Annotated in this window: 15 protein-coding genes; 4 read left to right on the plus strand and 11 right to left on the minus strand. The window is 47.8% G+C overall.

Features of this window, described 5'->3' with window-relative positions; genetic code table 11:
* The coding region (locus tag KNQ04_RS12920; RefSeq protein ID WP_214851227.1) for a helix-turn-helix domain-containing protein at positions 1-321 on the minus strand (321 nt) is incomplete at its 3' end.
* A gap of 288 nt (positions 322-609) precedes the next feature.
* Positions 610-1053, minus strand: coding sequence for an Lrp/AsnC family transcriptional regulator (locus KNQ04_RS12925; protein WP_214851228.1), 444 nt, complete (start codon positions 1051-1053; stop codon positions 610-612).
* Between the two features lie 150 nt (positions 1054-1203).
* On the opposite strand from KNQ04_RS12925, the gene KNQ04_RS12930 reads away from it, so the two are divergent.
* Positions 1204-1362 carry a DUF1272 domain-containing protein gene (locus tag KNQ04_RS12930; protein ID WP_084157592.1) on the plus strand — a complete coding sequence of 53 codons (159 nt, stop codon included), beginning with the start codon at positions 1204-1206 and terminating at the stop codon, positions 1360-1362.
* 58 nt (positions 1363-1420) lie between these two features.
* Here the strand turns inward: KNQ04_RS12930 and KNQ04_RS12935 are convergent, their stop codons facing one another.
* The 4 genes from KNQ04_RS12935 to KNQ04_RS12950 all read right to left on the minus strand — a co-directional run bounded on the left by KNQ04_RS12935 (position 1421) and on the right by KNQ04_RS12950 (position 5181).
* Positions 1421-1840 carry an SRPBCC family protein gene (locus KNQ04_RS12935; RefSeq protein ID WP_214851230.1) on the minus strand — a complete coding sequence of 140 codons (420 nt, stop codon included), beginning with the start codon at positions 1838-1840 and terminating at the stop codon, positions 1421-1423.
* A gap of 75 nt (positions 1841-1915) precedes the next feature.
* Positions 1916-3235 carry a right-handed parallel beta-helix repeat-containing protein gene (locus tag KNQ04_RS12940; RefSeq protein WP_214851232.1) on the minus strand — a complete coding sequence of 440 codons (1320 nt, stop codon included), beginning with the start codon at positions 3233-3235 and terminating at the stop codon, positions 1916-1918.
* Positions 3236-3478: 243 nt separating this feature from the next.
* A complete protein-coding gene (locus tag KNQ04_RS12945; RefSeq protein ID WP_214851234.1) occupies positions 3479-3982 on the minus strand; it encodes a DUF1572 family protein in 504 nt (167 codons plus the stop codon).
* 20 nt (positions 3983-4002) lie between these two features.
* Positions 4003-5181 carry a hypothetical protein gene (locus KNQ04_RS12950; RefSeq protein WP_214851236.1) on the minus strand — a complete coding sequence of 393 codons (1179 nt, stop codon included), beginning with the start codon at positions 5179-5181 and terminating at the stop codon, positions 4003-4005.
* A 182-nt stretch (positions 5182-5363) separates the two neighbouring features.
* On the opposite strand from KNQ04_RS12950, the gene KNQ04_RS12955 reads away from it, so the two are divergent.
* Genes KNQ04_RS12955 through KNQ04_RS12965 form a run of 3 tightly spaced genes read left to right on the plus strand, consistent with a single transcriptional unit; the run spans position 5364 to position 9493 of the window.
* Positions 5364-6056 carry an ABC transporter ATP-binding protein gene (locus tag KNQ04_RS12955; protein WP_214851238.1) on the plus strand — a complete coding sequence of 231 codons (693 nt, stop codon included), beginning with the start codon at positions 5364-5366 and terminating at the stop codon, positions 6054-6056.
* A 15-nt stretch (positions 6057-6071) separates the two neighbouring features.
* The gene (locus tag KNQ04_RS12960) at positions 6072-6857 is read left to right on the plus strand and encodes a hypothetical protein (RefSeq protein WP_214851239.1); all 786 of its coding nucleotides are present in this window, start codon (positions 6072-6074) and stop codon (positions 6855-6857) included.
* Entirely contained in the window at positions 6857-9493 is a 2637-nt protein-coding gene (locus KNQ04_RS12965; protein ID WP_214851240.1) for an ABC transporter permease, read from the plus strand. The genes KNQ04_RS12960 and KNQ04_RS12965 overlap by 1 nt, the downstream gene beginning before the upstream one ends.
* A gap of 58 nt (positions 9494-9551) precedes the next feature.
* On the opposite strand, the gene KNQ04_RS12970 is transcribed toward KNQ04_RS12965, so the two are convergent.
* From KNQ04_RS12970 to KNQ04_RS12990, 5 genes are all read right to left on the minus strand, one after another.
* Entirely contained in the window at positions 9552-9875 is a 324-nt protein-coding gene (locus KNQ04_RS12970; protein WP_214851241.1) for a hypothetical protein, read from the minus strand.
* Positions 9876-10004: 129 nt separating this feature from the next.
* Positions 10005-10916, minus strand: a complete 912-nt coding sequence (locus KNQ04_RS12975; protein WP_251137050.1) for a methyl-accepting chemotaxis protein — start codon at positions 10914-10916, stop codon at positions 10005-10007.
* 380 nt (positions 10917-11296) lie between these two features.
* Positions 11297-11683 (minus strand): ACT domain-containing protein, encoded by a 387-nt coding sequence (locus KNQ04_RS12980; RefSeq protein WP_214851243.1) that lies wholly within the window; start codon positions 11681-11683, stop codon positions 11297-11299.
* Between the two features lie 83 nt (positions 11684-11766).
* On the minus strand, positions 11767-12195 hold the full coding sequence (locus tag KNQ04_RS12985) for an OsmC family protein (protein ID WP_214851244.1): 429 nt from the start codon (positions 12193-12195) through the stop codon (positions 11767-11769).
* A 48-nt stretch (positions 12196-12243) separates the two neighbouring features.
* Positions 12244-12864, minus strand: a complete 621-nt coding sequence (locus KNQ04_RS12990; protein ID WP_251137051.1) for a flavodoxin family protein — start codon at positions 12862-12864, stop codon at positions 12244-12246.
* Positions 12865-13014 lie beyond the last annotated feature (150 nt).

Genomic DNA, 13014 nt, shown 5'->3' on the forward strand with positions numbered 1-13014 from the left:
AGGGTTGCACTTCGACTTGAAGCGGGGTCGTTCGTTCTGTTTCTTGAAGAAGCGGTCAAAGGCATCGGCAAGATGCTTGACGCTCGTTTGAACAGACGTGCTATCGACTTCCTTCAGCCAGTCGAACGCTTGCTTCAACGACGGGAGTTCTTTCGAACAAGACCCGTAGGACAGTCCTTTCCCTGTCGCTTTATACGTCTCATCCCACTTCGCCAAGAAGTGGTTGAAGACGAAGCGCGAACAACCGATCGTCTTCGCGATCAGGATTTCCTGCTCTTTTGTCGGATAGATTCTGAATTTGTAGGCCTTGTGTGTCAGCATGATGTTCACCTCCTTACAAAGGATATACCCGAAAGAGAGGGTGGCGATTCATCGCCCACTTTCACCCGGGCTTCACCTTGATCGTTTAGAAGTGGGCGTATTCTCGCCTAATTTTGATAAAAATCCTTAGTGGTCATCGTCCGAATATGTACATTACCGTCCAGTGTCATCATGAATTCTCTCAGTCCTTTTTAAATTTAGAGTACTTAAATTCTACTTAACAACAAAAAATTAATATCTATTATCATCTAATGACGCTCACTCGCAGAATCTGGTCAGAAATCCGGTTCATAACAACACTCCATCCCCGACCATAAACGCCTTAAAGGCGACCGGCGACGACAGACGGATCCAGGTCGACGGTTTTCCGTATTCCATCGAGGCATCGATGAACGCTTCCAGTGTTTCGACCGACGGCGTGTACAGTTTGACCATGAAGTTAAACGTCCCGGCAAGCCGGTGGCACTCGACGACATCCGGATGGTCTTTACAAAACGTGATGAACCCCGCGCAACGTGTCTGCTCGAACATCAAAATCGCCATGATCGTTTTTTCGATCGCGACGGGATTGATGACGGCGCGGTATCCTTCGATGACTCCACGGTCCTCAAGTTTTTTTACTCGCTCGTTGACGGCAGGGGTTGAAAGACCAACCGTTTTGCCGAGTTCCGTCCAGGACATCCGTCCGTCCGTTTGTAACGCATGGATGATGGCGTAATCAATTTCGTCCATTTTTTCACTCTCCTAATATTATGAAGACATATCTTTAAATTACCATTGATTCTTAGGCGAAGCTACTTGAAAACGAGGAAAACAATCTGTCCGGTCACAATTTCGTTTCGTATAATTAAGACAGATCAAACGAGACGTGAGGTGAACGACATGCAGGCAACAAATTGCACCCGCTGTGCGGAGACATTTGAAGAAGGTCAGGAAACATACCACTGTTCGCACAACTGTACATATTGTGCAGATTGTACGAAGACCCTCAATTCCATTTGTCAAAATTGCGGGGAAAAATTAATTCAAGTACAACAGTAAATCGATTTTTTCTTTACAGACAAAAGCCCTCCTGCTTAGAGAAGGGCTTTTGTCTGTTTCATTGTTGTTCCGCATATTCTTTGAAGCGGTCAAGGATCGCCTGCCAGCCCGCTTGTTGCATCTCAGGCGGGTTCATCGTTTCCGCTTCAAATGTTTCGACGACGTTCGTTTCGTCTCCGTTCGCTTTAAACAAGACCGTCACGTGCCGTCCGTCGTCCAGTGTATAGGCTAACTTTTCGTAGAGAATGACTTCGTCATACACCCCCGTAAAATCGAACCCCATACTGCCGTCTTTTGCTGCCATGTGACTGGAGAACCGACCGCCTGCCTGGACATCATTTGTCGCTTCCGTCGTATGCCAATCATCCGACGCCGCATTCCATGCTGTGATGTGCTCCGGTTCCGTCCAGTACGTCCACACTTCTGCGACGGGTCGTTGGATGACCGTCTCGATTTGTAACACTTGCGTTTGTCCCATAGGATTCGCCTCTTTTCCCGAATTTTCATTTCACCTTTACACCTTTCTCTATACCTCGGAAAATCCCTGCTCGGTCTATTGGATTTCCGACTTAACCGCTCGCTCAAATGTTGCCTGTGTCCGGTACTCGTGATCCAACCAAATCCAGCGTTTTGCTGTTCCTTTTTTTAATTGATAAGTATTATCTTCAAACCGATTTCCTGAACTTGTTTTGAAGAAATTTGCGACAAACAGGTTGTCCGGTCCTGTCGTAAACGTATTATGATCAATCCGATTATCACGGACATCATGTTGGACGAGGAGCTGTCCACCTTCGAGCCCTTTCGTATCATTGCCGGTGACTTGATTGTCCGTAATCCGGATCCGTTTCGTACCACCGCGCTTTTTATCGTACCCGCCGATTGAAATCCCGGTAAACCGGTTCTGCTTCACTTGATTCGCACGGACGAGGATGTCGGTTGCGTACTTTTTCGCATGTTCACTCGTCACTTCAATCCCGATATCATTACGTTCGACCGTATTGTGTTCAATGGTCAGCTGTTTTCCCCCGTCAACATAAATGCCGGCCGCATTGTAGTCCTTGCCGTAGACCGGATTGCCGTAACTCGAACTGTCCGTGACCTGATTCCCGGAAATGACGCCATTCCGGACGAAATCCTCCAATTTATTCGTCGCGACTCCCTCATAGCCGATCAAGTCGATCCCGATATTATCGTTACGGCGGACGATGTTATCCGTGACGGAAAACCCATCGATGTTGCCGTTTAAGACAAGTGCTTCGCTCGCCCCGAGCCGGTTGTCTTCGACACGGTTGCCGCGGACGGTGATTTGCTGCAAGCGACCGGTTCCATAAATCGCAATCCCATGGGCATTGCCGTCTTTCGCATTTGTCCGGATACGGCGGACCTGATTATCGATCAGTTGAATGTTCCGTCCTGCCCCGGTGACAAAAATCCCAATCGGTGTCTCGTTGGTTCGTGTCGTTTTGATGTCTGCGACAACCAATCCTTGGATCGTCACGTACTGCCGGTCTTCAATCCGGATGAGCGTCGTCTCCCCGTCCTGCTTCTTCAACCTCTTACCACTTAAGACGACTTTTTCTGTTTGGTAATTCCGGAAGACGACCGGTGCCTGTTTCGTTCCACTATGCCGGACTGTCAACGCTTCCGTGTATGTTCCTTGACGGAGATACACCGTCGTCCCGGCTTTCGCAAGCTGACTCGCCCGTTTCAGTGTTTTAAGCGGTTTTTTGAGCGAACCGGAATTCGTATCCTTGCCGGCCGTCGCAACATACAGAACTTTTTTTGAAGCGGTCGATTCCGCCTGTTCCTGGTTCCAAGTCGCCGAACAGACGAATAGTCCGAGCGACAGCAAAACGATGATACGTTTTTTCATGTCACTTTCATCCTCTCATTAAATTTTATGAACTTTCATTGTAACTATCACCCGTTCTCTTCACACTTAACTTACTTACATGAAGGACGTGAAGTGGATGTTGAAACAAATGCTCGTCTGTTCATTATCGGCGTTTACGTTTGCCGGTTGCAGCACTGAAGAATCCGGTCCGTGAAAAATCAGTCGTTAATATCTTACAAAAACAGACCTACCTCCTAAATCAGAGAGGCAGGTCTGTTTTATTCACTTCCGTTGATGCGGTAAGGGAATCGTCAACGGTTTAAACTCTGGTCCGAGCAACACTTTCATCAAAAAAATCAGCTGGCCGGCGTGATAGGCATAGTGCGCCAGTTGCCGTTCGATCGCGTCGACGACGAGATGCGGTTCCCCGCGAATCAGGACGGTCCGTTCCAGATCGTCCGGTGTCAAGGAAGCAAGTGTTGATTCGACGAGCTGCCAGCCGTCATGCCACAGTTTCAGTAGCGTCTCTTTGTCATATCCTTGATCGACGAACTCGGCGTCCCGGTTGCGGTCCGGTTTTTCGCCGTCCGTCGTTAAAAAATCGGTCCAGCGTGACGTCATATTGTTCGTCATGTGCTGAATCAGTAACGCGACATTGTTCGTGTCCGGTGCGAGTGTCTGATGAAACTGTTCCTCGTTCAGCCAATCGAGTGCCTGCTCCGCCGGTTCGCGGACGGCCCGGAACCTCGCTTGGATCGCTGTCAAGTATACTTCTTCAAAAGCCATTTCCCTCACTCCTTCTCCTGTTAATCAATCACAAAATCCACACCTTTTTCTCCATCAATCGGTATCGTCCGTAACGTTTTTAACCGGTCGTCCGTGACGATCAACCGGTCTTTACCGGAAGAGGACGTGTCCGTTTCCGTGAAGTAGGAAGTCTTCTTATACGGATTCCGGTACAGGTAACGGTAATGATTCCCTTGCTTCCAAAACTTCGGTTGAACCTGTTCAACCCGGAACGCTTGTCCGAACGTCCACTTGACGAGCCGTTGATCAGTATCATTTTCATCAGTATTGATGATTTGATAACCGGTCTGTTTGTTAATCTTCCGCATCGGTTCCGTCGCCCAGTAGTTGACATCATCCAACACTGAAAATGACTTTTGTTGCATCGTGCCGTCCGTCTTCAGCTTGATCATCATGCCGTCGGTCGTTGCAAAATACGCTGTGTCTTTCGCGCCGTATAACGCCGTATAGGCATATGGTTCAACCGCTTTTCGAATGATGCGAGATTTTCCAGTCTTTTGGTCGAGCAGGACCATTCCGGCCGCCCCTTCTTGATCATCCTCGGTTCCGTTGTTGGCGTAAGCAATCGTCCGATCCAGTTCAAGGATCGGTGAATCAACGACTGGCATCAACCGGTCTTCAATCGGATACCGTTTGTCCGTCCGGACGTTGATCAATTGAATCTTTTCCGACGGCTTTGCGGCGTTTGATGTGACCCAGACATCTTTCCCGTAATGGGCAACGGATGTGATCGCTGTATTCGGCACCTGATGTTTTTTAAACGTCCCCCGTTTGAAGTCATACGTAAAAAAGTGGTCAGCTTCGATACCGTCCGGGTGGTGGATATACATATGCCGCGGATCCGTTCCCTTTTGTGAAAGTGCCATCCGATACAAATCCGGATCAGCAATCGCTTCCGTCTTTAATTCTGTTCCCGTTTTTGATAATGTCGTCATCAATGCCGGCTCTTGCGGATCATCCTGTGTTTCTTTAGAACGATTGATGTCGGTTCCTGACAGCAGGATGACCTGACCGTCGTTCGGCTTAAACGTCATCGTCGTGACATCTTTTGATATGACCGGGTAAGAACTGGCTTTTGGTTCTTCGGGATGCGAGCCGATATAGAATGCACTCGCACATCCAACTACTGCTAGTCCAGCCGTTCCGTAAATCAATCGTTTTTTCCATGATTGAAGCAAAATCATCCACTCATTTCATTTATCATTTACCACTTCCATTTTATCGTTTATTGGTAAAAGAAGTCTAATATCATTTTTAAATTTAATTCCCATGCAACTTACTTTACCTTCAAAAAATAATAGACAAAATTTTCAAATAATTTTATAGTTGAGTTACCTTATTTTGTAAAAGGAGCGTTCGAATGGATATTTCCGTTAACAACCTCTCTCATGCTTTTCAATTGGCCGGGAGTCCATTACTCGTCTTAAAAGACCTCACGTGCCAGTTCTCAGCAACTGAAGTGACGGCAATCGTCGGTGCTTCGGGTTCCGGCAAGTCGACCTTTCTCAGTATGATCGGCTCCCTCGACCGTCCGACATCCGGACAAATCGAATACGACGGTCAAGACATCAGCCGTTGGAAAAATCGCCGCCTCTCCGCCTTCCGGGCACAGGAAATCGGCTTCGTCTTTCAACAGTTTCACCTGCTGCCTGCGTTGACGGTCAAAGAAAACGTGCTTGTCCCGCTCTTAAAACAAAAAACGGACTTCAATAAAGAAGAACGGATTGCACAGATCCTCGAGAAAGTCGGCTTACTTGAAAAACAACACGCATTACCGGCCCAACTGTCCGGGGGTCAACAACAACGGGTCGCGATCGCACGGGCCCTGATCAGTCATCCGCGCTGGATTCTTGCCGATGAACCGACCGGAAATCTTGATTCCGTCACCGGCGAGACGATTTTTCAATTGTTGCTTGACTTGCACCGGGAAGAGCAGTGCGGCATTTTGTTCGTCACCCATGACGTCGCACTTGCTGAACGGGCAGACCGGATTCTGTTCATGCAGGACGGACAAATCATCGAAGACCGGCGCAGACAGAACGTTCAGATTTAAAGAAGAGAGGTGAGCATGATCAAAACCTTCCGTTCCAAACTCATCCGTCTCGTGATCGGCTCAAGTCTCGTCTTTTTTCTGCTGTCCTATACGGCACAATCGACGTATCAAGCGTTCCGGGAAGCAGACTTTTCCGAACAGGAAACGACCATCACACGAGGCTGCGGAAAAGCTTCCTTGTCGAACCTGTTATTTTCAACATACAACTGTTCTGAAGGGGTCATTGCAGACGCATCCGAAGGGAAAATCCTTGGTGGAACGACAGAAAAGACGAAAAAAATCGAAGGGATGTCACGGGAAAAGACACCACCGACGGAATCAGCTACGTTTCTTGAGACAACGAAAGCGACTGCCCATTCGCAGTCTCCCTACTTGCTGCTGACCGGTCTAGTTCTTGCCGGATTGTCCCTCAACTTTTTCCTTAAAGGTCGACGGGGTCGCTCCCGTCCGATGGCCACGGTATTTGGACACAATCAAAACATGACCGGACCGTTGAAGTCGTCTAGCCGTCAGCCGATTAAAACACTGATTCACATACAACCCGAGGAATCGGTCCGGTTGCTTCTGCTCGACTTCAATCAACAATTGCCGAGAGAATTACAACGTCAAACACACGAAACGCTCACCGATTGGATGCGACGGATTCAACTCACGACTTCTTTGACTCCCTACCTCATCACACGGTACGCCTCCCGGACCGATTTGCCGGAAGAACGGGACGTCATCCGATTTGAAGCGGATCTTACATCGTATCTGTCTTTGCTTCATCATTCGAGGAAAGTACATAAAGGAGGATTCTAATGCTACGTTTTGTCTTGAACCACTGGCGCCGGCAACGGTTTAAATTCATCTTGACGCTCGTCGGTGCCCTGATCATCAGTGCCGGACTCAGTTTGATGTTCAACCTGACCGATTCGAGTCAAGGTACGGTCGAACAGACGTTACAGAAAAAATGGTCGTCCGCTTACGACATCGTCGTCCGACCGAAAGGTAGCCAGATGGCGACCGAAGCGAGTGACCTGCTCGAGCCGAACTATTTGAACGGCATCAACGGCGGGATTTCCTTTCAACAGTATGAGGACATCAAACAGATGAAGGAAGTTGATGTTGCCGCACCGATTGCTGTGATCGGATATGCCAATACAACCGTAAGTTTTAAGAATGCACTTACTTTTCCGAAAGATTCCGGTATTTATCGTCTGACATCAACTAGCTATATCGAAACAGGATTTGGCAGAGAACGGCAGTTTCAAGAATCCATTCACATTGCTCAAGGCAGTAAAGTCAAAGTCCCTGAAAATATATCGTTTTCAACCCGTTCAACTAATGATTTTCGTAATGCCAATGCGAGTAACCCCGCTCTTATCGTTGCCATCGATCCGTCGGAGGAAGCACGACTCGTCGGGCTCGATCAAAGTGTCAGCAAAAAAAACCAATCGCGATATTTTTCAAACCTCGATCACTTCGAGAACGATAAAAATCGCGGGGACGTCATTCCTGTGCTCATCAATCCGAATTCCTATAATCAAGGAAATTATGAATATACAATTGAAAAATTAGACGTCCCTTATGACACGGAACGAGATCAAAAAAAGCTAATCGATACCTTAATCAAAAAACAACCAGACGGTGACCTTGTCCGTTCAATCCTCTCGACCTATCCTGCAAAAGTTGTCAAGCAGTTGGACATTCCAACCTCTAAAGTTGAGGAAACCTATTTACAGACATTGATTGATAAAACAGGAATGATTCCTTCTTCAGATCCTGCCGGAAATGAGGGTGCCCAGTTGCTGTATCGATCAGGTCCATTACAATTCGAGACGACGAAAAGTCCGTATCCAGGCCGATGGACGAATGCCTACGAAATTCATTCGTCTGCGATTAAGCTTAAGAACTGGTATTATTCAAAGTCTTCGTACCCCGCAGTTGGATATCGTTCGCTTGTTTCGACCGGTAAAAAAAACCCTAATTCAGAACCTGATATGATTCCAATTGTACATCCATATTTAACCTTCAAGGTTGTCGGTTTATATGACCCGAATAAAATCAACGTCTCAAAAGATCCACTCAACGAATTACCGATGGAAACATATCGTCCGTCGTCAGCCGATCTTGTCCTTGATGCTGAAGGAAAGCCAGTCAATCCGGCGCAACCGATCGACACGTCTGGAAATCCGGTTGGCTTAATGACGAATTCACCAAATATCTTGACGACGCTTGACAGTGCTCGGGGAATTCTTGGTAATGAGTCGATTTCGTCCATCCGTTTAAAAATCAAAGGAGCAGCGACCGTCAGCGAACAGTCGGAACAACTGCTACAAGACGTGAAAAAACAAATTGAACAAGAGACCGGTCTCGTCGCGACGATCACGAAAGGCTCCTCCCCGCAACCGGTCGTGACGAAAGTCGTTGATGACGGGAAGACACTCGGCTGGATTGAACAGCCGTGGATCCACATCGGTGCCGCGATGACGATTTTCCGTGAGACGAGCGTCGGGTTCTCCGGTGTCATCTTCGCGATGCTTGCCGTCGCAATCGTTTACGTCCTCGCGACGAGCTACGTCTCGATGCTTGCCCGTCGGAAAGAGTTCGCTGTCTTGCTCGCACTCGGCTGGCGGACAAAAGACCTTTACCGGATCGTCATGATTGAAGCAGTACTGCTCGCAGGTTTCGTCTCAGTCGACGCCCTGCTCGTTGAAAGTATTTTCTCGTATGTCCGCAATGAAACGATGAACTTACTGAGTCTCGTCTTGATTGCCGGGTTCAGTTTACTGATCTACCTGACCGGTGCCGCCTGGTCCGCCTGGACGATTCGTAAGATTTCGCCGTACGAAGCGATCAAGACCGGTGAATACGCCGCATCCTCACACATCAAACTGGGTCTGCGTTCAACCTTTACACTGGCGTTAAAAGAAATCTTCGGTAAATGGAAACGCAATGCGTTGTCGATTCTGTCGATTGCGTTACCGACAGCGCTGTTGACGTTCTTCCTGTTCGTGACATTTCACTTGCAAGGCGTCCTCTATACGTCCTGGCTCGGCCAGTTCGTCGCGCTCCAAGTCGGTCCGATGCATTACGTGACGATGGGCGTCGCAATCACGATCGCGATTTTGACGACCGGAGAAATCATGTGGCAAAACGTCACCGACCGCCGCGCGTCCCTCGCCATCCTGAAAGCTGTCGGTTGGACGAATCGTTCGATCCGCCAATTGATTCTGCTTGAAGGGATGCTGATCGGATTCGTCGCAGGGCTGGTCGGTCTCAGCATTTCCTATCTGACGATTTATGTCCTGTATGATTTAGTTCCGTGGGACGAACCGCTCCTGATTGGTGTCTCGCTTTCTTTACCTATCCTGTTCGGGACGATCGCTTCTCTTTTGCCGGCGCAAATCGCGGCACGGGTCAATCCATATCAAGAGTTGAAGGACGCAGGCTAATCGCATTTAAACATGAAACAGGCATGATGGCTCGCGGCCATCATGCCTGTTTCGTCATTCATTGCTTTGGAATCGGCAACGTCTCTGTCAGTCCGAGTTCAATCACTTTATTTTTCTTTAAGCGGTACAACATGTACTGCCCCTGCTTGTGTGATTTCAGTTTGACGGCGATTTGGTGGCGCCGTTCCTTACTTTCGTCCGTATCAGAATAGGCAGGGCGGACTTCGACGATTTGTGCTTTTCCATAATGGGTTTTTACATACGTCGTTACTTTCGCTTGTACCATTTTTTCGTAAGCGACGTCCGGTCCCCGGTTGAGGACGATGTATCCGACACAACCGATCAGCGTCAGTAAAACGGCTGCTAAGATTGACTTTTTCACACTGTTCCTCCTCGGCCAAGCGATTCGTCTTTCCTGTGAAACATACGTCTTATCGCAAACAGCTGACCGTTCACTTCCTCTTATTATACACGATTGTTTCGTTTCCTTCTTCTGCATCGACCCCAGTCATTAAATGATTGACGTGAACTTTTGTGAGGTCTGATTCAAGACGTCAGCAGAATGACTGACCGTTTCAAACCGTTTTAACGTGTCTTCCATGACATGAACACTTGACGAGGCATCCTCATTCGCACGGGAAATCCCTTTTTGGATGTGGCTCAATTCCTTGTTCATTTCATCCGTCGTCGTCCGGACGTTGACGACGGCCAGTTCGACGAGTTTCGAGAGATTTCTGACTTCCATCGCGACGACATTGAACCCGCTACCATGCTCTCCGGCGCGCGCTGCTTCGATTGAAGCGTTCAACGATAATAAGTTCGTCTGGGCCGCAATTTCTTTAATCGTCCCGGCGATCTTTGTGATTTCAGACGACTGTTCCTGTAAATTCGCCAACGTCTGCAAGTTCATTTTTGCATCGTGCGCCATTTTCTCAATCGTCAGTTTCAGCGCTTCACTTTCCTGTTTACCTTGGAGCGAACGATTGTCGAGATCCGTCGCGATGCCTTCGAACGACGTTGCGTACTCTTGAATCGTCTCTTGCCGTTCCGTAATATCCGATGCAATTTTTACGACGCCGACGACTTGATCGTTTTCGTAAATCGGCATATAGGTCGCTTCAAGCCAAATCGCATTCCCCCGCGAATCAATCCGTTTGATTTTGTCGGCGGCACTAAAGCCGCTCAGTAATTTATTCCAAAGTTCCTGATAGGAAGGACTATTGACGAATTCCGTCGGACAGAACAGATGGTGGTGCATCCCAATCATTTCTTCACGGCGGTATTTCATCGTCTTCGCAAACAGGTCGTTGACGTCGACGACACGTCGTTGCACGTCAAACCGAATCATGGCGACATTTGTTCGTAATGCTTCTAGGACATGGGTAGATGAGAGTGTTTTTTCGTTTGAAAGGGGTGTAGTCAAGTGGATGGTCTCCTTCAGGTGTACCTTAACCGATTGCGCTAGATGTTCATAAAATATGGATCTGAGGGTATCGAAAGGTGCAGTTTGGTTTATTTGTCGAATCATTGTGACCTTAAAAATCAAGTTCATTAGCAAAATAGGTATAACTTACTAGTTCGTTATCTCTATATAACCCTTTAAAGAGCCCTTAAAACATATATTTCGAATAAAAGTTCAGATTAAGTATTATTAGAATAACAAGTCTTATGATGTGATTATATTTTTATGCTCACGCCTTTTAAAACATTGACTCGAAATCAAAAAAACGCCCCCATCGACGTTTACGAAAAGGGCGTTGAAGCATTGTTCGATTGTCGTCATGTAAAACAACCGCTGGGAATTTACTCAAAAATGAGATGACCGTCTGCCTTGAGCAGTTCAACCGTTCGTTCGAGCGTGACTTCTTTTACAAGAACATAGTCCGTATCATACGTCGACAAGGCAAAGATACTGATTTCATGGTCGGCGAGGGGGCGAATCAGCTTGGACAAGATACCCGTCAAAGCAAAATCAAGCGGTCCTTCGACCTTGATTGCCCGAAATCCGGACTCGATTTTTACGTATGTCTCGGCTGTCGGAATTCTGGATGTCTCACAGACGATTGATAGCTCATCACTAGTTTTCATGATGTTCCAAAAGGATCCACCCTGAAAGACCCACTCCGGTAATACCGCTCCAACCGCATAACGGACGACCGATAATTTTTCTGGTAAGACTGTTAAATTCATTGTGTATTCCCCTTTTATTTGAGATGGCATACGAATACCTCCGAAATCTGACCTTGCACAAGTCTAGATTTCGGAGGTATCTTTTATGCTTTCGTCCAATTTGCCACAAGGGTGACGTCCGCTGCGACGAGTGTCGTCGAAATCGGACAACGGGCATCGACGATTTTTTGCAATTCCTGGACCCGTTCTTCCGTTTCCGACGTCTTGACCTTCGCATGCACCGTGACCCGCTTAAATTGAGTCCGGACGGACGGATCCCCCATCATGCCGCGCGGGTCGATTGAGCCTTCGACTTCAAAATCGATTCCCTGTAAATCAAACTCAATTTCTTTCGCAACAAAGTTCGCGACCGCGTTTTCACAACCGACGAGCGCGACGAGTAATGTCGCAAGTGGATTTGCGCCTTGGTCCCCTCCGCCCATGCTTTCCGGTTCATCAATCCGAATCGTATGACTTCCTGCCTGACCTTCCGTGTACATGCCTTTTGAGACTGCCGTCACTTTTTCAATCATAATCAACCGCTCCTTTAATTCGTTTAGTTTTTCCAATACGAAAGTGGATTATTCAACGACGTTGCCTTCCGCCGGGATGGGGTGGGCTTGCAACATATTCGCGAAATGCATCAAGTTGTAGGCCATGACTTTCGCATGCCCTTGCGTAAATGCATTGTTTTTCCCGTCCGCCTCGATGAAGGACGGACCGGGTCCCGCTTCACCGACCCAGTACGTATCGACGTTCGGCGGAATCGTAAAGCCGATGTGCGACAACCCGTAAAGTACGGACGCCGATGCGTGTTTCGCCCCGTCTTCGTTCCCCGTGACGATGACTCCCCCGACTTTGTTGTAATAGATGTATTGCCCCTTCTCGTTCGTTAAGCCGCTCCCGCCATACAACCGTTCAATGACTTGCGTTGCGATACTGCTTTTCTCACCGAGCCAGAGTGGCGTGCCGATGACGACGATATCGGCCTGTTTGACTTTTTCAAAAATTGCTGGCCACTCGTCCCCGTCTCCCTCGTCAGCTGTCACCCCGTAAGCGACGTTGTAATCAACGACACGGACGATTTCCGACTCAATCTCAAAGTTTTCGTAATAAGCGATTACTTCGTTGATTAAGGCTTCCGTATTCGATAATTGATTTGACGATTTTAATGAACAATTCAAAAATAATGCGTTGATCATCCGTCTCAACTCCCTTATCGTCTAGCATCTCGTTCTCCACTATATTTCCTTTGTTTTTGATTCATCAAACCTGATCAATCATGCTTCCCAAGGTTGCTGGACTGGGCTATCGTAGAAATTTTTTCGAACTTTTATTTTAAAACTTCGAAA

Origin of the sequence: Exiguobacterium sp. s193 (assembly GCF_018618755.1) — a bacterium.
Lineage (GTDB): Bacteria > Bacillota > Bacilli > Exiguobacteriales > Exiguobacteriaceae > Exiguobacterium_A.